Raw genomic sequence first — 21,247 nt, 5'->3', positions numbered from 1 at the left:
TCCTCGAAGACGGTGGTGGGACGGCGGGGGTGCGGCAGAATGCCGGGTCGTTCGGTGGTCTGGGCCCGCAGGGCGGCGCGCACCTCGGCGGTGCGGGCTGCGCTGGCAGCGGGTTCAGTGGGAGCGGGGTCGGTGGCAGCGGGGTCGGTGGCAGCGGGGTCGGTGGCAGCGGGGTCGGCTTCGGTACGCTCGGCGGTTTCGGCGCGCTCGGCGGGCCCCGCGGCATCCCGCTCGGCCGACGGCAGCGAGATCGCACCCGTCTCGACCAGGTCGACGGCCGACACCTGCGGCCCGAGAAAACGGTGCGCGAGCCGCAGGAAGGCATCGGCGCTCTCGCCGGTCGCCTCATAGCGGTAGGTCGGCGGCTCGCTCGTCGTGCGCTGGATGCCCCGGCCCACCAGTTCGCGAAAGACGTCGTTCGCGGTCTCGACGTCGCTCGAGACGAGCCGCACCCGCTCCCCCATCAGCACGCTGATCGCGCCCTTCAGGAACGGATAGTGCGTGCAGCCCAGCACGAGTGTGTCGACCTCGGCCTCGGCCAGGGGCGACAGGTACTCGGCGGCCACCGCCAGCAGCTCCGGGCTCGAGGTGTCGCCCGCCTCGACGAAGTCGACGAAACGCGGGCAGGCCACCGTGAACAGGTCGAGGTGCGGCGCGGCGGCGAACGCATCGTTGTAGGCGCGGGAGGTGATCGTCGCCGTCGTTCCGATCACCCCGACACGGTGGTTGCGGGTCGCCGTGACCGCGGCACGCACCGCAGGCTGGATGACCTCGACGACGGGCACCGAGTAGCGCTCCCGGGCATCCCGCAGCATCGCTGCCGACGCCGTGTTGCAGGCGATCACCAGCATCTTGACGCCCTCGTCGACCAGGTCGTCGAGAACCGCGAGGGCGTAGCGGCGTACATCTGCCAGCGGTTTCGGGCCGTAGGGCGAATGCGCCGTGTCGCCGACATAGAGCAGCGATTCGTTCGGCAGCTGGTCGCGGATCGCCCGGGCGACGGTCAGGCCGCCGACCCCGGAGTCGAAGATGCCGATCGGTGCGTCGCTCACAACTGACGAGCCTACCCGCAGGCTAGGCTCGATTCTGTGAGCTTCTCTCCCGCGCAATCCCCGTCCACCGCGCTCCTCACCGACCGGTACGAGTTGACGATGCTCGATGCCGCGCTGAGCGATGAGACGGCCGGGCGGGAGTGTCTCTTCGAGGTCTTCGCGCGCTCTCTGCCGCACGGCAGGCGGTACGGCGTGGTCGCCGGCACCGGCCGGCTGCTCGAGCTGATCCGCGACTTCCGCTTCGGCGAGGCCGAGCTCAGCTGGCTCCGCGAGAACGAGATCGTGCGGCCGGCGACGCTCGACTGGCTCGCCGACTACCGCTTCAGCGGCACGGTGCGCGGCTATCGCGAGGGCGAGCTGTTCTTCCCGAATTCGCCGATCCTCACGGTGGAGGCCTCCTTCGCCGAGGGGGTCATCCTCGAGACCCTCGTGTTGAGCGTTCTGAACTACGACTCCTCCGTCGCCGGTGCCGCGGCCCGCATGGTCTCCGCTTCTGCCGGCCGCCCCCTCGCCGAGATGGGTTCGCGTCGCACCGGAGAGCACTCGGCTGTCGCCGCGGCCCGGGCGGCGTTCATCGCCGGTTTCGCCGCGACATCCAACCTCGAAGCAGGCCGCTCGTGGGGCGTACCGACGATGGGCACCGCGGCCCACGCATTCACCCTTCTGCACGACAGCGAAGAAGACGCCTTCCGGTCGCAGATCGATGCCATGGGCCCGGGTACCACGCTGCTGATCGACACCTACGATGTGGATGCCGCGACCGATCTCGCGGTGAAGGTCGCCGGCCCGGGTCTCGGAGCTGTGCGACTCGATTCGGGCGACCTCCCGTCGCTCGTGGCGTCGGTGCGCAAACGGCTCGACGACCTCGGCAACCACGCGACGAAGATCACGGTCACGAACGACCTCGACGAATACACGATCGCCGCCCTCGCGGCCACCCCCGTCGACTCCTACGGGGTCGGCACCTCGGTCGTGACCGGTTCGGGCTCTGTGGCGGCGGGCATGGTCTACAAGCTGGTCGCCCACCGCGGCGACGACGGCGAGTGGATGTCGGTAGCCAAGCGTTCGGCGGCGAAGGCCACCGTGGGCGGGCGGAAGAACGCGGTACGGCGCATCGACGCCTCCGGCACCGCGGTCGCCGAGGTGCTCTACGTCGGCGGAGCAGTTCCGCCGCAGCTGACGGCCGCCGCAGACCACGCGGATCTCCCCGACGTCTCCCCCGCCGGCTCCACCGAGCGCCCGCTGCTCGTCGACCTCATCGTCGACGGGGTCGCTGTCGAGGATCACCTCGGAGCGGCGGGAGTCGCTCGCGCCCGGGAGCACCATGCCGCCGCGCGGGCCGAGCTGCCGCCGCAGGCGTTGCGGCTGTCACGCGGCGGGGAGCCGGGCATCCCGACCGTCTACGAACCGGGCGCCTGAGCCGGGCTCACCGCGCGCGCGGCCTCTGAATTCAGATGACTGCAGTCCCGGCATCCGTACCGGGTGTCAGGCCTACTCGCCGTCTGCGATCAGCTTGTCGTAGATGTCTTTGCAGGTCGGGCACACCGGGAACTTGTCGGGGTCGCGGCCGGGAACCCAGGTCTTGCCGCACAGCGCCTTCACCGGAGTTCCGCTGAACGCCGATTCGAGGATCTTCTCCTTCTGCACGTAGTGCGAGAAGCGCTCGTGGTCGCCGGGATCGATCTGCTCGGTGTTGCGGAGCTCTTCGAGGTCTCTGTCGAGGGTCGCGGTTCCGCCGCCGTCGGGGATGCCTCCGGGCTCGGCGATCGACGCGCGGGGCGGAACGAAGACGGCACCGGGAGCAGGAGATGAAGCTGTCATGTGCAGAAGTCTAACGCCGACCACGCGGGGTGCAGCCGGTCCTACCGCACGGCAGACGACCCGCTGAGGCACGGCGGAAGGGCAGGGTGGAAGGTCGCGGTCGGCCGCCGGAGGGCTAGCCGCGCACCGAACTCGCGAGAATCTCAGGACCCCGGCGGTTGAACACGGCGCCACCCGCGAACGAGCCGAGCAGGAACACGACGACGCCCGTGGTCACGCCCCACCAGAGCGCACTCCAGTGCAGCTCGCTCTGCCCGAACACGATGGCCTGCACGGCCCACACGAGGGCGGGAGCCGCGAGCACCAGGGTGCCGACGACCGTTCCGACCTGCACGAAGACCGAGGTCGAGCCCGTGGTCTGCGGCTGGGTGAACGGGCTCTCACCGGGGCGCGTGGCAGCGTACGGAAAACGGGCGGAGATCAGACCCGCCAGGCCCACCGGTGCCAGGAGAAGGCAGGTGCTGACCCCGAGCAACGACGGGAGCACCGTCGGGTCGCCGGCGAGGAAGATGGTGACGACCGACCCGATCCCGATCAGCGGAAGCCCGATGAGCAGCACGGGCGCCGTTCGGCCGAGGCGGTCGGCGAAACCGCGCTTGCCCGACACGATGTGCAGCCAGATGGCCGTGTTGTCGAGGGCGACGTCGTTGTGGATCGCGAACCCGAGGAACAGGCACATGATCGGCAGCGGAACGAGAGCATACTGTTGCAGCGGAAAACCGACGACGACCAGCGGGATGGCCAGCAGGATCGGCACGATCGGCACGATCACCAGCGGCACGAAGTAGCGCGGGTCGCGTGACCAGTAGGTGAGGCTGCGCGCGGCGATCGAGCCTGCGGGCGTCGAGGGCAGGCTGCCGAACCAGCCGAGGGCGGCCGGCTGGGCCACCTCATCGGTCTCGCGGCGCGGGGCGACGAGCATCACGGTGACGAGGGCCCGCCAGAGGAACCACAGCACAGCCACCGTCACGACGGCGATCAGAAAGCAGAGGAACGCTCCCCCGGTGTCGCCGTTCGCTGCAGCGGCGGGAATGGCCCAGGCCGCACCGAGCGGGGTGAAGCTCAGCATCAGGGCGAGGCTGAGAGCGAGACTGGATGCCGCGGCTCCCCAGTTGAGGGTCAAGGCGAGAGCGACAGCCGGCGCCACCAGAACGACGAGGAAGACCCCCACCACACCGGCGACCTCGCGTGATCGCCTCGTGACGAGCAGCAGCGCAGAGAGCGCGGAGAAGATGCGCCCGCAGAGCATGCAGGTCGCGATGCCGAGAGCGGCGCCGAGAATCGCGAGCAGAACACCGAGCGCGCTTCCCGACCAGGCGACGATGGTCGCGATGCCGAAGATCACGGCGGCGACCACAGGTAGCGCGACGAGAGCACTCGCGGCCGTGCCGAGGGCGAGACGCGCGGGAGTGATGCCGAAGAGGGCGAAGCGTCGCGGGTCCATCGGGTCGTCGCGCTGCAGCAGCAGAGGTACGAGCACGAAGGCCAGCACGATGGCCGAACCGCCGATGACGATCTCGTTGCGTGCCAGCACCGGGTCGAGGGTCGCCAGCCGGCTGATCCGCACGAACACCGCGATGACCGCCACAAGGCCCGCGAGCAGGCCGACACCGACGGCGAAGCGCCGTGTGGGAGTGCCGGTGAAGATGTTCCTGAGGAGCGAAAGCCTCAGTCCAACGAGCTGAGCAACCATTCCATGCCTTTGACTGCTTTGTGCCCACCGGCGAGTTCGATGAATCGGTCTTCGAGGGTCGAGTCGCCGCGAACCTCGGCGACGGTGCCGCTGGAGAGCACCCGCCCGTGCACGATGATCGCGACGCCGTCGCAGACGCGCTCGATCATGTCCATGCTGTGGCTCGACAGCACGACGGTGCCGCCGTGGGCGACGTAGCGCTGCAGAATCTCGGTGACGGTGTCGGCCGAGACGGGGTCGACGGCCTCGAACGGCTCGTCGAGCACCAGCAGGCGCGGCGAGTGGATCATCGAGGCGGCCAGGGCCACCTTCTTCGTCATGCCGGCCGAGTAGTCGGAGACGAGGCGCCCGAGCGCGTCGTGCAGGCCGAAGGCCTCGGCGAGTTCGTCGGCGCGTTCACGCACGGCACGGCCATCGAGACCGCGGAGCGAGCCCGAGTAGTGCAACAGCTGCCGGCCCGTCAGGCGGTCGAAGAGGCGGAGCTTGTCGGGGAGCACGCCGATGGCGCGTTTGGCGGCGACGGGGTCGTCCCACACGTTCAGGCCGTTCACGCGCACGACGCCCTCGTCGGGCCGCAGCAGGCCGGTGATCATCGAGAGCGTGGTGGTCTTGCCGGCGCCGTTGGGGCCGACGATTCCGTAGAAGCCGCCCTTCTGCACGTCGAGGTCGACGCCGTCGACGGCGACGGTGGAGCCGAAACGCTTGACGAGCCCGACGAGCGAGAGGGCGGCAGTGGATTCCGGATGCTCGGGCTCGCCCATGTCGGCGTTCTCGGCGCGCTCGGCGCTCTCCTCGGAGCGAGGTTCGACGGATGCTGCCGTGGGCTCGGCTTCCCGCTCCGGCTCGGCCTCGAGAAGCGACTCCGTCTCGGGCTCGGTCACCGGCAGGGGCTCGGCCTCGAGCTCGGCCGCCAGCGGCGATTCAGCCTTGGGCTCGGCCTGTGCGTGGGTCTCCGCCGCTGAGAACGTCGCGAATTCGTCGACCTGACCGGTGACGGGTGCGTTCGGGGCGGAGGTGAGCGTCCCGACGGCGGCTTCCGTCTCGACGGCGGCTTCCGTCTCGGTGACGGCGGCGTCCGTCTCGACGGCGGCGTCCGTCTCGGGGGCGGTTGGCGCCGACGGCGAAGGCGTGGAAGTGGCGCTCTTCGCGGTCGGAGTGGCGCGGGCCGACGGGGTGCGGGGCGTGACGGGGCGCGCTCCCGTGGAGCGGGCGGCGGTGGGCCTACGGGGGGCGGCCGGCTTCTTGGCGGCAGGCCTGGTGGTCGAGGCCGAGTCGGTGCCCGGAGCCGATGTGGCCTTCGCAGCACCCGACGGCTTCGCGGCACCCGACGGCTTCGCAGCACCGGCCGGCTTCGCCGCGGCCGCCGACCTCGCAGGAGCGCCCGCCCTGGCCTGTCGGGCCGTCTTCGCGGACGACACAGCGCTGTCGGAACGGGCCGAGCTGTCGGAACGGGCTGAGCTGTCGGAACGAGCCGCGCTGTCGGAACGGGCCGACGCCGCCCGCGCAGCCGCCGCAGCCCGCACCGCTGCGGTCTTGGGTTTCGCCGGCGCCCGGCGTGCAGGGGTGCGCTCGGGCGTACGTTCCGGCTCGCCGGACGACGCTTGCGTGCCCCCGGTGCCCGAGGAGTCTGCTTCTGAACTCACTGCTTAAACCTATCAATCCCCTCAGGTGACGCGTGACGAGCCGTGACGGAACGACCACCCCGCGGCAGGCCCCCCGGCCGCTGGCGCATCCACCCGACGACAGCATGTATATCACAGTGGGTCGGGCTGCCGCTGTGCCCCCATGGCTCCCATCTGTGCGCCATAGAATTGCGGCTCAGTCGTCAGCACGACCCGGAGAGGGGCACAGCCATGGCATCCGATGAGGCACTCCCCCCGAACGTGAATCCCAAGGTTCTGCAGGGCATCGACAGGGTTCTGGCGATCCAGCGGCCGGTCGTGCTCGCGCACATCCGCGGACTGCGAAAGCGCCATCCCTCCTACAGCCCCGAGCAGCTCATCACCGCCCTCGAACGGCACTACCTCGGTGCGGTCACCACCGGTGGGGCCGCGGTCGGCGCGTCTGCCGCCATCCCCGCCGTCGGCACCGCAGCATCCCTCGCCCTCACCGGGGTCGAGACCCTCGGCTTTCTCGAAGCGACCGCGATGTTCTCGCAGTCGATCACCGAGATCCACGGTGTCGCGATCGAGAACCCCGACCGCGCCCGGGCGCTCGTGATGGGCATGCTGATGGGCAGCGGGGGCGCCGATCTGGTACAGCAGCTCGCCCGGCAGGCCGGCGGCGCCGGTGCGCCCCGCGGCGAGTTCTGGGGAACGATGGTCACCAAGAGCCTGCCCTCGGCCGCCGTCGGTCCTGTGGCCGACCAGGTCAAGAAGACCTTCCTGAAGCACTTTCTGGCCTGGACCGGATCGACCGCCGTCGGGCGGCTGCTCCCCTTCGGCGTCGGCGCCGTGGTCGGCGGGGCGGGCAACCACGTGCTCGGCCGACGCGTGGTGAAGAGCGCGCGAACGGCCTTCGGGCCCGCTCCCGCCGTCTTCCCTCCCGGTCTGGAGCCGAGGATCGTGCTGGCGACACCGAAGGAGCCGAAGGCACCCAAGGCACCGAAGACCGCCAAGCCGCCGAAGGGCAAGGCGGCACAGGAGGCGGAGTCGCCCAAGGCCCTCACGCCGCCGAAGGCTGCAAAGCCTTCCAAGCCGCCGAAGCCTTCCCGGGCGGAACGCACGGCCGCGAAGAACGCCGCCATGGAGGCCTCCTACCCTTCACAACCCCCGGCCTGACCGGGCTCTCCACAGCGTGGCGGGGGCCGCGCGAGGGCATCGCCGAATGTCGTACCCCCGCCGTACCCTGTCGGCATGCTCGCCCGTCGAACCTCCGCCCCGCCTTCGTCCCTCCGCCCGATGCCACCGCCGGCACCGACGTCGAACCCCGACGCCGAGCCCGCCTACGCGGTGCCGCTGCGCGTCGACAGAGGGGCGGCACCCGTCTACCGCATCATCAATGTCGGCCACGAGCCGCTCGACGGCCTGACGTTCAGCCTGATCGGGTCGGGGGTGATGCAGACCGGTTCGCCCCGGCGACTCGACGTCGGCGGCACGCTCGACGTCATCATCAGGGGCGAAGACCTCGCCCGGCGCAGCGTTCTGGTGGTGCGCTGGTTCAGGCCCTCCGGCGACGAATACCTGTGGCGGGTGAGCTTCTGAGCGCCCGGCCGGGCAGCATGTCGATCGCTAGTCCAGCGTCACGATCTCCGTGTCGGCTGCACCTTCGAGGTTGAAGAAGCCGGCGAGGTAGCCGAGACCCCAGCTGAAGTGCATGAGCGGCAGAACGACGGCGAACCACGCTCCCGTTCTGAGATCGGTGCGCGACGCCGCCGCGACACCCAGAACCACGAGGCCCACGATGTACACGACCGGCACCAGCAGCAGCGCGAACAGAACGGCCGACAGTACCGCCGCCACGCCGAGCGCTCCCGCGACCAGGCCGAAGAGCCCGCCCGCGCCGAGCACGAACCCGAGAATGGTCGCGATCACCACGCCCGGCGGCAGCGGGAAGCGCAGCCGCTTCTCGTCGGGAAAGGCCCGCGCGAACTCCCCCCGCCAGAGCCCCTCGGCGAACAGCGAGCGTGTCAGGTCGACCACGCGCGACGGCGGCCGGTAGGTCACCCCGAGTTCGGGCACGAAGACCACCGAACGCCCGGCCTCCCGCAACCGCGCGTTGATCTCCCACGTCTGCCCGTGCCGGATCTCCTCGTTGAACAGCCCCACCTCGATGAACATGCGCCGGCGGATGACCTGGGTCTCGGGGATGTCGGTCGGCCCGGCCCCGTTCGCATTCTTCAGGGGGTCGCGGGCGAGACCGAACCGGTGCGCGAAGGCCTGGGCCACCGCAGACTCGAACGGATTCACGCCGAGGGGGCTCGTGCGCCCGACGAGGGCCGCGGCATCCGTTCGCACCATCGCCTCGACGGCACGGCGCGTGTAGTCGACGGGCAGCTCGCTGCGCGGGTCGACCCGGATGATCAGCGAACTCTTCGCCGCGGCGATCGCCTCGTTCAGCCCGACCACGAGTGACGACGATGCCGTCTCGATCACGGTGAGGCGGGGGTTCAGGCTGGCCGCGTACTCGATGAACTGCGTTGTGCCGTCGATGTTCGGGCCGACGGAGACGATGACGTCGAGCCCCAACGGGTAGCTCTGCGCCGCGATGCTCTCGAGGGCCGCTTCGATCGTCGTACGGTCGTTCCGCGCGACGATGACAGCCGTCACCGGCGGCAGCACCGACGAAGACGGGGCCGCAGAGGGGGAAGGAAGGGAGTCGTTCATGGGTCCGCTCGGTCTCTCAGATGGGTGCCGCCCGAACACGCCGATAGGCCCCCCGCTTGCAGTCACGCAAGCGTTGAGCCTATCAGTCGTGTTCTGGATGCCCGGGGTGGCGCGCTGGCGGCGCCGCACCGGGCGCGACGGTCAGCTGGCGAGTTCGCCCAGCTTCACGTCGACCGTGGTCGATTTGCCGTCTCGCAGGTAGGTCAGCGACGAGCTGGCACCGGCCGGCAGCACCCGCACCTGGGCGGTGAGGTCTGTCGCGTCGGTGATCGCGATGCCGTTGAACGCGGTGATGATGTCGCCCTTCTTCAGGCCGGCCGCCGCTGCGGCGCCACCGTCGGTGACCGCGACGACGTTCGCGCCGACCACCGTCTGGGTGCTGCCGTCTGCGGCGCCGATCGACGCGCCGAGCAGACCGTGGGTCGCCTTGCCGTTCGCGATGATCTCGTCGGAGATGCGCTTCGCGAAGTTCGCCGGGATCGAGAAGCCCACCCCGATGCTGCCGGACTGCCCGCTCGACGAGCTGCTGCTCGACGCACTCGCGATCGCGACGTTGATGCCGATCAGCTTGCCCTCGGAGTCGAGGAGCGCGCCGCCCGAGTTGCCGGGGTTGATGGCCGCATCGGTCTGGATGACGGCGAGCGAGATGGAACTCGATGCGGTCGGCGGGGTCTGCGTCTGCGAGTCGCCGCCCTGGCCGGGGATGTCGAAGTTCCAGAAGTCGTAGGGGCTGCCCGAGTTGTTGGGGTCGGGGGTGGCCTCCTCGCCGCTGGTGTCGGGAGCGGCCGACGAGGCCACCGTGATGCTGCGGTTCAGCGAGCTGACGATGCCGTTGGTGACCGTTCCGCTCAGGCCGAGCGGTGCGCCGATCGCGATCGCCGTGTCTCCGACGTTCAGCTTCGAGGAGTCACCGAACTCGATGGCGGTGAGGCCCGACGCATCCTTCAGCTTGACGACCGCGAGGTCGGCCACGGGGTCGGTGCCGACCACGGTGCCCGGGTAGATCTTGCCGTCGGCCGCGGTCACCGAGATGGTCGGTTTCGCGGTCGCGCCGTCGAGCGTCACGACGTGGGTGTTGGTCAGCACGTAGCCGTCGGCGCTCAGGATGACGCCTGACCCGGTGCCCGAGGTCGTCGTGCCGTCGCTCACCGCAAGGGTGACGACCGAGGGCGACGCCTTCGCGGCGACCGCGGTGATCAGGTTGGCCGAGTTCGGGTTGTTCACGGTGATCGTCTGCGGGCTCGACGCCTGGCTCGACGAGTTCGAGGCGTTGCCCGACATCGACCAGACGCTGATTCCCGCACCGGATGCCCCGCCGATCAGTGCACCGATGGCGAGTGCCGCGACCAGCGCCGCGCCGCCCCGGCGCTTCGGCGGTGCGCCGGCCCCCGAGGTGGAGGCCCCGGCGAGAGCAGGGTCGGAACCCTGGGCCGGGGCCTGGCCGAACGCGCCATTGCCGTAGTTGGGGAGCGGGGTGGTCGGCTGGGTGTAGCCCTGCTGGGCGTACCCGGCGTGCGGCGCCTGCGGCTGCGGCTGCGCCTGCGGCTGCTGCGGCGCCTGCGGCTGCTGGTGAGGCGCCTGCTGGTGCGGCTGCGGCTGACCAGCCGGAGCGGGAGCCTGGTAGCCGGGCTGGTTGTAGCTGGGGGTGGCAGGCGACGGCTGCGTCGGCTGCGGTGCCTGGGTCGACTGCGGTGCCTCGGTCGGCTGCGGTGCCTGCGACGGTGCGGGCTGGGTGGCGGCCGGCGGATACACGGGGGCCACGGGCGCGACGGGCTCGACCGGCGGAGTGTGAGCCGCGGGAGCCGCGGGCACGCCGGGAGCGGGAGTCGCCGACGACTCGGAAGCGGGCTCTGCGGGTGTGGGCTGCGCCGGAACGTCTGCGGAGTTTTCGGTGCTGTCGGTCAATGGGTGCTCCTTTCAAGCATCCCCAGCTTTCCCGGGGTACCTGTGCATTCTCTATGCGTGGGCTGCAAGCAGTCTGTTGTTTCAATTGTGCCTCCTCAGCGGCACCGAATGGCACCGAGCGGGCCCGGGCGGGAGCACCGGCCGCACAGGTCCGCTCGGTGCCGACCGGTAGGTTGGGGGCATGTCGATCAGTGGACCGTGGCAGAGAACCGCAGTGGGCGCCGGCCTCCTGAAAGCAGACGGAGTCATTCGCCCGACAATCTTCGCCGAGATGAGCGCTCTCGCGAGCGCGACGGGGGCCATCAACCTCGGCCAGGGCTTTCCCGACGAAGACGGTCCCGCCGATGTTCTCGAGGCAGCCCGCCGGGCGATCAGCGACGGCCTGAACCAGTACCCGCCCGGGCTCGGCATGCCTGTACTGCGTGAAGCGATCGCCGAGCACCAGCGGCGGTTCTACGGTGTCAAGCTCGACCCCGACAGGCAGGTGCTCGTGACCGCCGGCGCAACGGAGGCTCTGGCATCGGTCATTCTCGCCTTCGTCGACGACGGCGACGAAGTGGTCACGCTCGAACCGTTCTACGACGCCTACGGCGGCCTCATCGCGCTCAGCCGCGGTGAGCACCGCACGGTGCCGCTCCGGCTGCCCGACTTCCAGCCCGACCACGACGACCTCCGTGCCGCGGTGACCGACCGCACCAAACTGATCGTCATCAACAACCCGCACAATCCGACGGGCACCGTGCTGCCCCGGGAGACCCTCGAACTCATCGTCGAGCTCGCCCACGAGCACGACGCGCTGATCGTGACCGACGAGGTCTACGAACATCTCACCTTCGACGAGCCCCACATCCCTGTGGCCACCCTGCCGGGGGCGTGGCAGCGCACGATCACGATCTCGTCGGGTGGCAAGACCTTCAACACGACGGGCTGGAAGGTGGGGTGGATCACGGCACGCCACTCGCTCATCACGGCGATCGTGGCCGTGAAGCAGTTCCTCACCTATGTCAACGCCGCGCCGTTCCAACCGGCCATCGCCCTCGGTCTCGGCCTCCCCGACGAGTACTTCACCGGTATCGCGAGCGATCTGCGGAACAAGCGCGACGTGCTCTCCGCCGGTCTCGCGAAGGCGGGCTTCGACGTGTTCGAGTCGCACGCGAGCTACTTCGTCGTCGCCGACGCCGCCCCGCTGGGATTTCGCGACGCCACAGAGCTCTGCCGCCAACTGCCCGAACTCGCCGGCGTCGTCGGTGTGCCGATCTCCGCCTTCTGCCACGACGAGCTCGCGGCGGAGTACTCCTCGCTCGTGCGCTTCGCGTTCTGCAAGCGCGTCGACGTGCTGGAGCTGGCCGCCAAGCAGCTGTCGCGCCTCGGTCGCTGAGGCCGCTCCCGACCCGCCCCCTCGGGCAGGGTCAGCGCGCTACGACCCCGAACCGGCGCAGCTCGAGCGCTGGGTTCACCCGGCGAATCTCGGTAAGTCGCGTCGGGGCGATGAAGGCGACGGCCACGCCCGGCTCGGAACCCAGCGCCGCGACCGCGACTCCGGTCGGGTCGACGATCTGGCTCAGCCCGACGCCGCCGGGCGCTGTGTGGTCGGCGGCCGCGACGAACACCGTGTTCTCGATGGCGCGGGCTTCGAGCAGGGTGTTCCAGTGCCGCTCCTTGGTGGGCCCTGGCACCCACTCGGCCGGAACGAGCACGAGGTCGACACCGGCATCCACCAGCCAGCGCGTCACCTCGGGGAACCGGATGTCGTAGCAGGTCTGCAACCCCACGGTGAACCCGGCCACGTCGAACGTCTGCGGATGCGCGATGGTGCCGTGCTGCATCCATTCGCTCTCCCGCACGCCGTAGGCGTCGTAGAGGTGCAGCTTGCGGTACCGGGCGACCAGCCGGCCCTCGGGCGACAGGGCGACGAGGGTGTTGTGCACCCGGGCTCCGTCGGCCTTCTCAATGATTCCGGCGACGAGATGGATGCCGCTGGCCACCGCGAGCGCGCCGAGCGCCGTCACGAACTCCCCGTCGACCGACTCCGCGGCGTCGAGAGTGTGGCTGCCGAGCGGTGCCACGAAGTGCATGGAGTACTCGGGCAGCACCACCAGCCCCGCCCCGCGGGCGACGGCGGTCTCGACGAGGCCGCGGATCGTCTCGAGATTGGCGGCCTTGTCGCCGCCCGGAGCGAACTGCGCCACGGCGACACCGAGCGGAGCGGGAGCGTCGGCTGCAGTCATGTTCCCAGCCTACGGGCCCCGTTTCGGTGCTGCAGCCCGGGCGCCCGTAGACTTCCCCCATGATCGTGGAGTCGCTGGATCGCCTCGCTGCCGGGCGCAACGCCTCGATCCGCATCGCCGAAGACCAGCGCACGCACCCCCGCACGCAGCGCGCCTTCACCGCCATCACCTGGCTGCTGGCGGTGGAGTTCGTTCTCGGCATCACCGCCATGGTCATCGCGCTGGTGCTCACCCTCGACGGCCAGCAGGTGCCATGGCCGGTGTGGTTCAGAGGGCTCGTGGTGCTCGGCATCACGACGACACTGTTCTACTTCGCCTGGCGCGCCCGGGCCGGCTACTACTGGGCGTACTCGCGGCTCCGGCTGTTCAGCAAGATCTTCCCCATCGTGACGCTGGTCATCGCCGCGATTCCCGGGCTCTATCCGCTCTGGATGATCACCGAGCAGATTCTCTTCAGCCTGGTGTTGTTCGGCATCGGCGAATACCTCTCGACCGACCACATGCGGCGCGCCTTCGTGAAACCGGGCACCCGCCCGACGGGCGCATCCGCGGGGAATACCCTGCCCTCCTGAGCGTTCTACTGGGTATGAGCACGCAGACACTGACACAAGAGAACCACGACCAGACGGTCGCAGACGGTATCGTGCTGATCGACTTCTGGGCCGACTGGTGCGGCCCGTGTCGACAGTTCGCCCCCGTCTACGAGGCGACCAGCGAGAAGAACAGCGACATCACGTTCGCCAAGGTCGACACCGAAGACCAGCAGGCCCTCGCGGCCAGCTACGGCATCACCTCCATTCCGACCCTCGTGGTGTACCGCGACGGGATCCCGATCTTCGGCCAGCCCGGGGCCCTCCCCCAGCCCGCCCTCGAAGGCCTCATCGAGCAGGTGCGCGGCCTCGACATGGCCGAGGTGCGCAAGGAGTACGACGAAGCCCTCGCCAAGCGCGAGGCGGAGAGCTCGGCCGGCACGCAGGCATAGCCGACGATTCCTCACTAGAATGGTGAGTCCACACCCGGGGGGATGTGGGCTCACCATTTCCTATTGAGAGGGATCGATGAAGATCAACCACCACCCCCTGCGCCGGCTGCTGGCCGTCGCTGCGGTCACCACAGCCCTGGCCGGCGGGGTCGTCGCTATGCCGAACGTCGCCGTCGCCTCGCCCGGCGACTCCCCCACCGTCAACGCCATGGCCCCGCTCTGGATGGCCGACTGGGCGAGTTCCGGCCCGCAGTGGCAGGCGTTCACCCGGCAGCTCACCGAGTTCAAGCGCATCGGCGGCACCGGAATCTCCGTCGATGTCTGGTGGGGCAAAGCAGCCCTGTCGCCGACGACATACGACTGGGCCTACTACGACAAGACGTTCGCGGCCATCACGGCGGCGGGGCTCGGGATCGTGCCCGTCATGTCGTTCCACCAGTGCGGCGGCAATGTCGGCGACGACGGTGACTGCAAGACGCCCATCACGATCCCGTCGTTCGTCTGGGCGCCCGTGACCGTCGGCGGCGCTGTCGGCACACGCCCCGCCGACAACTACTACCAGAGCGAGTACGGCAACATCTCCCGCGAGACCGTCTCGCCCTGGGGCATCGCCACCAGTCGCACCTACCAGCAGATGACCGACTTCATGAACGCCTTCGAGAGCCACTTCAGTTCGGGGTCGACCGATTTCAGCGGGTCGGTCTCCGAGATCGCCCTGAGCGCGGGTGCCTCGGGTGAGCTGCGCGAGCCCTCCTACAACGCGCACGACGCCGGCGTCGCCGGAGCACCGGCTTCGTACCCGAACCGCGGGGTACTGCAGACCTACAGCCCGGCAGCCAAGGCCTCGTTCACCGAATGGGTGCTGTCGAAGTACGGCTCTGTGGCGGGCGCGGCTGCGGCCTGGGGCATCCCGGGGCTCACCCTCGACACCATCTCGGCGCCGAACGACCACGAGAACTTCTTCACCTCGGGCGCGTTCAAGAACATCACCTATGGCAAGGACTTCACCACCTGGAACACACAGAGCCTCGTCGGCCACGGCCGCCGGGTGCTGAACGCCGCGATCTCGGCCTTCGACGGGGCGTTCAGCACCGTCGACCTGAGCGAGAAGATCCCGGGCGTGCACTGGCAGACCATGGCCGCCTCGGGCATCCGCCGGGTTCCGGAGGTCGCGGCGGGACTCATCTCGACCGCGTCCGACATGAACAGCGCGGCGACGGGTCACGGCTACAACACGATCCTGTCGATGATCGGCGACGTGAACGTGCACGGCGATGGCATCCACTCGGTCACCCACCACATCGTGCTGCACTACACCGAACTCGAGAAGCCGAACCTCGTCGACGACGGGCCGTTCAGGGGTGCGTACTCGGCCGCAGCCGACCAGGTGGGCTGGATCGCGGATGCCGCGTGGAACGCCGGGGTTCAGCTGAAGGGCGAGAACGCTCTGAACGGCGGTCTCTACGGTGACGGCGATGCCTCGCACGCGGGCTGGTCGCACATCCGTGAGGCGTTCGACCGCGACCCGGTGCGGCGGTTCTTCGGGCTGACCGTGCTGCGGCTGAGCGACGTCGCGACGCCGGGCGCCGCCTCGAGCGGCATGGCGGACTTCATCCGCGACTACCGGTAGCGGCCACCATCGCCGACCCGGGGCCCAGTCGGCGGCGCCGGGTCGGCGGCGCCGGCACGCAGAAGGCCCCCGGTCTCCCGGGGGCCTTCTGATGAAGCGTGGGTGCGGTGTCGGCTACGCGCCGTCGACGTGGCGCAGCACCTGCAGCGGAATGAACACACCGAGGCAGACCGCGACGAGGCCCGACGAGAAGATCAGGGCGCCGAAGTCGGGGAACTCGAAGGCGACGCCGAAGAGGAACATGCCGCCGATGAACAGTGCCAGCGACACGATCAGGGCGACGACGGTGGTCACTCCGCCAGAAGTCTGGCGGGTCTCCGCGGGGCCTTTGCCGATCTCAGTCATGACTCCATCCTAGATCAGTCGCGCGCTCCACCGTGCAGGCCACACCCCGGGCTTGACGTCGCGCCCGCCCTGGGGGCTCGGCACGTCAGGTCTCACGCACCACCTCGGAGGGACATTTGTCGGGGCGGAGGCCACGCCACGTCGGCTGGCGGAGGTGCTGGGAGGCGGTCCATTCGGCGAACTCCACCTCGCCGACCAGCTCGGGCTCGATCCAGTGCGCATCGGCGGCGATCTCTCGGGGGATGTCGGCGAACGGGCTCGTCTTCCGTGCCAAGGCCTCCGTGCGCGTCGCGAGCCGGTCGAGGTCGCTGTCGCTGAAACCGGTGCCCACCCGGCCCACGTAGCGCAGCCCCTCATCGGCCGGGATGCCGAGCAGCAGCGACCCGATGCCGCCCGCCCGCCGGCCGTTGCCGGGTCGCCAGCCGCCGATCACCACCTCCTGCGCGAGGTGGTGTTTGATCTTGATCCACTGCTGCGAGCGCCGGCCCGCTCCGTAGGTGCTCGCGTGCTTCTTCGCCATGACGCCCTCGAGCCCGAGCTCTCTGCTGCTCGAGAACGCCGCCGCGAAGTCGCCGTCGAACGCCTGGGGCACCTGCACGCGGGAGCGGGCATCCGGAACCACCGTGTCTTCGAGCAGCGCGCGCCGGTCGTCGTAACTCTCTCCGAGCTGCGAGTGCCCGTCGAGGTTCAGGATGTCGAACACCACGTAGTGCACGGCGACGGCCCGCGCGGCCCTCGTCACGTCGGCCTCGCCCTGCAGGTTCATGCGCTGCTGCAGACGGCTGAAGCTCGGGCGCCCTTTCGTGTCGAATGCCACGATCTCGCCGTCGAGAACAGCCGAATGTTCCCCGACAGCCTCCCGGATGGCGTCGAGCAGGTCGGGGTATTGCCCCGTGACGTCGTTGCCGTTTCGGGTCAGCAGCCGGATGGCCGACTGTGCGGAACCGTGTGCGTCGTTCGCGTCGACGTACGCCACAGCGCGGATGCCGTCCCACTTCATCTCGAACGCCCACTCGCCGGGTTCGCGGAGGTCGCGCTCGGAGCCGAGGGTCGCGAGCATGGGGGTGATCGGCGTGTCGGGGAGCGGCGAGCGCTCGGCATCCGCATCCGCATCCGCGCGCGCATTCGCGCCCTCCCCAGCACTCGCACGCGCGCCCGTGCCCGCACCCGCGCGCGCCGCGTTGATCGCCGGCGCCTCATCGTCGGGCTGCGGCGGCAGGCCTCGGTGCTTGTCCTCCTGGGCGCGCGTGTACTCCAGTTCCATGCGGTGGATGAGCCAGTTCTTCTCGGCGTGCGCTCCCCCTGCCTTCGCTCCGCCGCCCGATCCGGTGTGGATCAGGGCGAACTTGCGGTCACCGCCCAGCCCGCCCTCCTTGGTGCCGTGCAACGTCGCGATCACCTCCTTGCCGTCGCGCCACTTCTCGAGGTCGTAGGTGCCCTCGTCCCAGATCTCGACGACGCCGCCCCCGTACTCGCCCTTCGGGATCGTGCCCTCGAACGAGCCGTACTCGAGCGGGTGGTCTTCGGTCTGCACCGCGAGATGGTTGACCTTCATGTCTGTCGGCGGCCCCTTCGGAATCGCCCACGACACCAGCACCCCGTCGTGCTCGAGCCGGAAGTCGTAGTGCAGCCGCGTGGCATCGTGCTTCTGGATGACGAACGTGTTGCCCTCGCCCGGCTCGGGCCGGGCATCCGGAACCGGCTCGGGCGTCTTCGCACCGTCACGCATCGTGCGATAGGTGTGCAGCCGGTCGCGCTCGGGTTCGGGTTCGGGTTCGGGTTCGGGTTCGGGTTCGGGTTCGGGTTCGGGTTCGACGATGTCGAGAGACCCCTCCGCCTCACCGGTGAGCAGTGCGGCGAGCGGGTCGCCGCGGCGCTTCACCCGCGCCAGCACCTCGGTGTAGTCGAGTTGCGCGAGCGTCGGCGACGAGAGCTCCCGCCAGGTTCGGGGCGCAGCAACCGTCGGATGCGACCTTCCGCGCAGCGAATACGGCGCAACTGTGGTCTTCGACCCATTGTTCTGGCTCCAGTCGAGGAGCACCTTGCCGGTGCGGAGCGACTTCTTCATGTCGCTGACCACCAGCTCGGGATGATCTGCCTCCAGAATGCGGGCCAACTCGTGCGCCACGGCCGACACCTGGTCGGAGCTCTGGCTGCCGTCGAGCGCGGCGTAGAGATGGATTCCCTTGCTCCCGCTCGTCACCGGAACAGGTTCGAGCCCCATGCCCTGCAGGATCGTGCGAACCAGCTTCGCCACCTCGACGCACTCCGCCAGCCCCGTGCCCTCGCCCGGGTCGAGGTCGAGCACCATGCGGTCAGGGTTCCGGCGAGCGCCGTGCGGCCCGAACTTCCACTGCGGAACATGCAACTCGAGCGCGGCGATCTGAGCCAGCCAGGTGAGAGTCGCCATGTCGTTGACGAGCGGATAGGTGTTGTCGTGGTCGGAGTGCTCGATCGTTCGCCGTTTGACCCAGGAGGGTGTCGATTCATCGAGGTTCTTCTGAAAGAACATCTGCCCGGGCTCGTCGGGCGTACCGACGCCGTGCACCCAGCGCTTGCGCGTCGCGGCACGGTCCCGCGCATAGGGCAGAAGGTACTCGGCTATCTCGGAGTAGTACTGCAGCACATCCGCCTTCGTCGTGCCGGTCTCGGGGTAGAGAACCTTCTCGAGGTGGGTCAGCTTCAGCCGGTGGCCGTCGACGTCGACCACCACATCGTTCGGGGAGGTGGATGCCCGTGAGCCTGTGCGTCGCCTCGCTGCCGTCATGGCCCCATCCTCCCGCGACGCACGTCAAGGCACTAGCTCTTGACACCCCCGCCGCGCCAGACTGAAGGCATGAGATCCATTTGGAAGGGCGCCATCACGTTCGGGCTGGTGAACGTGCCGGTCAAGGTCTACAGCGCGACGGAAGACCACGACATCTCGCTGCACCAGGTGCACGACGCCGATGGCGGGCGCATCCGGTACCAGAGGGTCTGCGAGATCGACGGAGCGGTCGTCGAGTACGCGCACATCGACAAGGCCTACGACGACGGCGAGCGCACGGTGATCATCACCGCCGACGACCTGGCCTCGCTGCCGGCCGAGAAGAGCCGGGAGATCGACGTCGTGGAGTTCGTTCCGAGCGAGCAGGTCGACCCGATCCGTTTCGACAAGAGCTACTACCTCGAGCCGGACTCGAAGTCGTCGAAGGCCTACGCGCTGCTGCGGCGCACGCTCGAGGAGACCGACCGCACCGCCATCGTGCACTTCGCCCTGCGGCAGAAGACCCGGCTGGCGGCGCTCCGCGTGCAGGGTGACGTGCTGCTGCTGCAGACCCTGCTGTGGGACGACGAGGTGCGCGAGGCGAAGTTCCCGAGTCTGGATGATCATCCGCGGGTCAGTCGCAAAGAACTCGACATGTCGGCCAAACTCGTCGACTCGTACTCGACCGATTTCGACACCTCGAAGTTCACCGACGACTACCAGGTGCAACTGAAGGAACTCATCGATGCGAAGCTCGCCAAGGGCGACTCCGTCGACACCGAGGAGACGTTCGGTGAGACGGCCGACGATGAGGCAGAGGAGTCGGGCGGCGAGGTGCTCGACCTGATGGAGGCTCTGCGGCAGAGCGTCGAGAAGAGCCGCGGGGCGAAGGAGACGAAGACGCCGGCCAAGGCCTCGAAGAAGTCGGCGAGTTAGTTGTCGCTTTAACAGTTTCTTCCCAAAGGGGTTCGATACTCTGGTGCGGCGCGGCGCCGGTGCGTGCCGTCAGCATCCTGCACCCAGAGAACACCCTGCGAAAGAAGAGGCTCCCTCCGTGGCATCCGGCAACAAGAACACCGCCCAGACCGTGAAGCAGGAGCGCGAGGCGCGCCGGGCAGAGAAGGTCGCCGCCATGAAGCGCGAGCAGGCGAAAGCCACGCGCAACCGGCGCCTTGCGCTCGGCAGTGGAATCGGCGCCGTGGCCGTCATTCTCGTGCTGGTCGTCGTCTTCGTCGTCACCGGAACAGGATCGACGCCCGCGCCGGTCGCCACCAAGGCCGAAGGGGTCCAGACCTTCACCGGGCTGACCCAGAACCACGTCACGGGCACGGTGAACTATGCGCAGGTGCCGCCGGTCGGTGGCAACCACGCCGCCGCCTGGCTGAACTGCGGTGTGTACGACCAGCCGGTTCCGAACGAGAATGCGGTGCACGACCTCGAGCACGGCGCCGTCTGGGTGACCTACGACGCCTCGCAGGTGAGCGGCGACCAGCTGACCGCCCTGCGCGCCGCGCTGCCGAGCACCTACATCGTGCTCTCGCCCTTCGAGGGGCTGCCCTCCCCCGTCGTCGCCTCGGCCTGGGGCGCCCAGATCCAGCTCACCGGCGTCGACGACCCCCGCCTCGCGGACTTCCTCTCGACCTACTGGCAGTCGCCGAACGCGCCCGAACCCGGGGCGGCCTGCACCGGCGGCGTGACCGCGCCCGGCCTGGTGTCGTGACGCGGGATCACGACGGGTCGGGGGGCGCCCCTGTCGACGGGCTCGGTTCTGCTGACGAGCTCGGCTCTCCCGATGGGTTCGGTTCTGATCACGAGCTCGGCTCTGCTGACGGGTTCGGTTCGCGGTCGGGCCGCGTGCTGCGCGTGCGCCTGGCGATCGCCATCGGAGCCGTGCTGCTCGTGGCCGTCGGACTGCTCGTCGGCCGCATCACCACCCCGACGGTGACCTATCCGACCACCCTGAGCGCCGAGGCCGGCTTCGCACGCGACATGCAGGTGCACCACCAGCAGGCGATCGACATGGCGATGACCGTGCGCGAGCAGACCACCGACCCCGAGATCCGCCAGCTCGCCTACGACATCGCCACCTCGCAGGGCCAGCAGGCCGGCCAGATGTACGCCTGGCTGAACCTCTGGGGGCTGCCCCAGGCATCCCCCTCCCCCCAGATGACGTGGATGACGCTGCCGACGCTCGACGACAGCGCCAGCGACCACGGCATGAACATGGGTTCCACGGAGTCGACGCCCGGCGCCGGCGACGCCTTCGCGCCCGGGTCGCTCATGCCCGGCATGGCGTCGGCTGCGGATCTCGCGCGCCTCGGCACGCTGACCGGCGTCGACGCAGAGAAGCTCTTCCTCACCCTGATGATCGCGCACCACCGCGGCGGCGTCGAGATGGCCCAGGCCCTCGTCGAGCGCTCCGCCGACCCCACCGTGCTCGCCCTCGCCACCTCCATCATCAAGGCCCAGTCGAGCGAGATCACCTACATGACCGCCCTCCTCGCCGCCCGCCCCTAGCCC

General features: G+C 69.4%; 18 protein-coding genes and 1 pseudogene. 10 read left to right on the top strand and 9 right to left on the bottom strand.

Annotated elements, in window-relative coordinates; translation table 11 throughout:
- Window positions 1-239: 239 nt before the first annotated feature.
- Window positions 240-1,052: pseudogene (gene murI / locus C5B96_RS03160) on the bottom strand (glutamate racemase); the annotation flags it as partial.
- Window positions 1,053-1,151: 99 nt separating this feature from the next.
- On the opposite strand from murI, the gene C5B96_RS03155 reads away from it, so the two are divergent.
- Complete coding sequence (locus C5B96_RS03155; protein WP_233188967.1) at window positions 1,152-2,471, top strand: nicotinate phosphoribosyltransferase; 1,320 nt, start codon at window positions 1,152-1,154, stop codon at window positions 2,469-2,471.
- 72 nt (window positions 2,472-2,543) lie between these two features.
- Here the strand turns inward: C5B96_RS03155 and C5B96_RS03150 are convergent, their stop codons facing one another.
- The 3 genes from C5B96_RS03150 to C5B96_RS17700 form a co-directional block, all read right to left on the bottom strand.
- A complete protein-coding gene (locus C5B96_RS03150) occupies window positions 2,544-2,873 on the bottom strand; it encodes a DUF3039 domain-containing protein (protein ID WP_104242883.1) in 330 nt (109 codons plus the stop codon).
- A 115-nt stretch (window positions 2,874-2,988) separates the two neighbouring features.
- The gene (locus tag C5B96_RS03145; RefSeq protein ID WP_104242881.1) at window positions 2,989-4,566 is read right to left on the bottom strand and encodes an ABC transporter permease; all 1,578 of its coding nucleotides are present in this window, start codon (window positions 4,564-4,566) and stop codon (window positions 2,989-2,991) included.
- A complete protein-coding gene (locus C5B96_RS17700; RefSeq protein WP_233188966.1) occupies window positions 4,542-6,209 on the bottom strand; it encodes an ABC transporter ATP-binding protein in 1,668 nt (555 codons plus the stop codon). The genes C5B96_RS03145 and C5B96_RS17700 overlap by 25 nt, the downstream gene beginning before the upstream one ends.
- A 210-nt stretch (window positions 6,210-6,419) precedes the next feature.
- Between C5B96_RS17700 and C5B96_RS03125 the strand changes: the two genes are divergently transcribed.
- A complete protein-coding gene (locus C5B96_RS03125; RefSeq protein WP_104242875.1) occupies window positions 6,420-7,346 on the top strand; it encodes a hypothetical protein in 927 nt (308 codons plus the stop codon).
- 75 nt (window positions 7,347-7,421) lie between these two features.
- Window positions 7,422-7,769, top strand: coding sequence for a hypothetical protein (locus C5B96_RS03120; protein ID WP_104242873.1), 348 nt, complete (start codon window positions 7,422-7,424; stop codon window positions 7,767-7,769).
- Between the two features lie 27 nt (window positions 7,770-7,796).
- On the opposite strand, the gene C5B96_RS03115 is transcribed toward C5B96_RS03120, so the two are convergent.
- Both C5B96_RS03115 and C5B96_RS03110 read right to left on the bottom strand, forming a co-directional pair.
- Window positions 7,797-8,891 carry a glycosyltransferase gene (locus C5B96_RS03115; protein WP_104242871.1) on the bottom strand — a complete coding sequence of 365 codons (1,095 nt, stop codon included), beginning with the start codon at window positions 8,889-8,891 and terminating at the stop codon, window positions 7,797-7,799.
- 141 nt (window positions 8,892-9,032) lie between these two features.
- Window positions 9,033-10,796: a S1C family serine protease gene (locus C5B96_RS03110; protein ID WP_233188965.1), complete on the bottom strand. Its 1,764-nt coding sequence runs from the start codon at window positions 10,794-10,796 to the stop codon at window positions 9,033-9,035.
- A gap of 181 nt (window positions 10,797-10,977) precedes the next feature.
- Here C5B96_RS03110 and C5B96_RS03100 point away from each other — a divergent pair, with 181 nt between their 5' ends.
- Window positions 10,978-12,174: an aminotransferase class I/II-fold pyridoxal phosphate-dependent enzyme gene (locus tag C5B96_RS03100; protein WP_104242869.1), complete on the top strand. Its 1,197-nt coding sequence runs from the start codon at window positions 10,978-10,980 to the stop codon at window positions 12,172-12,174.
- 31 nt (window positions 12,175-12,205) lie between these two features.
- Here the strand turns inward: C5B96_RS03100 and C5B96_RS03095 are convergent, their stop codons facing one another.
- Entirely contained in the window at window positions 12,206-13,024 is an 819-nt protein-coding gene (locus tag C5B96_RS03095; protein WP_104242867.1) for a carbon-nitrogen hydrolase family protein, read from the bottom strand.
- Window positions 13,025-13,083: 59 nt separating this feature from the next.
- Here C5B96_RS03095 and C5B96_RS03090 point away from each other — a divergent pair, with 59 nt between their 5' ends.
- The 3 genes from C5B96_RS03090 to C5B96_RS03080 all read left to right on the top strand — a co-directional run bounded on the left by C5B96_RS03090 (window position 13,084) and on the right by C5B96_RS03080 (window position 15,636).
- Window positions 13,084-13,596 carry a hypothetical protein gene (locus C5B96_RS03090; protein ID WP_104242865.1) on the top strand — a complete coding sequence of 171 codons (513 nt, stop codon included), beginning with the start codon at window positions 13,084-13,086 and terminating at the stop codon, window positions 13,594-13,596.
- A 14-nt stretch (window positions 13,597-13,610) separates the two neighbouring features.
- Window positions 13,611-14,006 carry a thioredoxin gene (trxA, locus tag C5B96_RS03085; protein ID WP_104242863.1) on the top strand — a complete coding sequence of 132 codons (396 nt, stop codon included), beginning with the start codon at window positions 13,611-13,613 and terminating at the stop codon, window positions 14,004-14,006.
- 76 nt (window positions 14,007-14,082) lie between these two features.
- Window positions 14,083-15,636: a family 14 glycosylhydrolase gene (locus C5B96_RS03080; RefSeq protein WP_104242860.1), complete on the top strand. Its 1,554-nt coding sequence runs from the start codon at window positions 14,083-14,085 to the stop codon at window positions 15,634-15,636.
- Window positions 15,637-15,750: 114 nt separating this feature from the next.
- Here the strand turns inward: C5B96_RS03080 and C5B96_RS03075 are convergent, their stop codons facing one another.
- Window positions 15,751-15,981, bottom strand: a complete 231-nt coding sequence (locus C5B96_RS03075) for a hypothetical protein (RefSeq protein WP_104242858.1) — start codon at window positions 15,979-15,981, stop codon at window positions 15,751-15,753.
- 85 nt (window positions 15,982-16,066) lie between these two features.
- The gene (locus C5B96_RS03070) at window positions 16,067-18,748 is read right to left on the bottom strand and encodes an ATP-dependent DNA ligase (RefSeq protein ID WP_104242856.1); all 2,682 of its coding nucleotides are present in this window, start codon (window positions 18,746-18,748) and stop codon (window positions 16,067-16,069) included.
- A gap of 69 nt (window positions 18,749-18,817) precedes the next feature.
- Between C5B96_RS03070 and C5B96_RS03065 the strand changes: the two genes are divergently transcribed.
- The 3 genes from C5B96_RS03065 (at window position 18,818) to C5B96_RS03055 (ending at window position 21,244) form a co-directional block, all read left to right on the top strand.
- Window positions 18,818-19,663 carry a Ku protein gene (locus C5B96_RS03065; protein WP_104242854.1) on the top strand — a complete coding sequence of 282 codons (846 nt, stop codon included), beginning with the start codon at window positions 18,818-18,820 and terminating at the stop codon, window positions 19,661-19,663.
- A gap of 118 nt (window positions 19,664-19,781) precedes the next feature.
- Window positions 19,782-20,447, top strand: coding sequence for a DUF3105 domain-containing protein (locus tag C5B96_RS03060; RefSeq protein WP_233188964.1), 666 nt, complete (start codon window positions 19,782-19,784; stop codon window positions 20,445-20,447).
- Window positions 20,444-21,244: a DUF305 domain-containing protein gene (locus tag C5B96_RS03055; protein WP_233188963.1), complete on the top strand. Its 801-nt coding sequence runs from the start codon at window positions 20,444-20,446 to the stop codon at window positions 21,242-21,244. Before C5B96_RS03060 ends, C5B96_RS03055 begins: the two co-directional genes overlap by 4 nt.
- Window positions 21,245-21,247: the final 3 nt, after the last annotated feature.

Origin of the sequence: Subtercola sp. Z020, from assembly GCF_002931235.1 — a bacterium.
Taxonomy (GTDB): domain Bacteria; phylum Actinomycetota; class Actinomycetes; order Actinomycetales; family Microbacteriaceae; genus Subtercola.
This window is presented reverse-complemented; position numbering and strand designations above follow the sequence as displayed.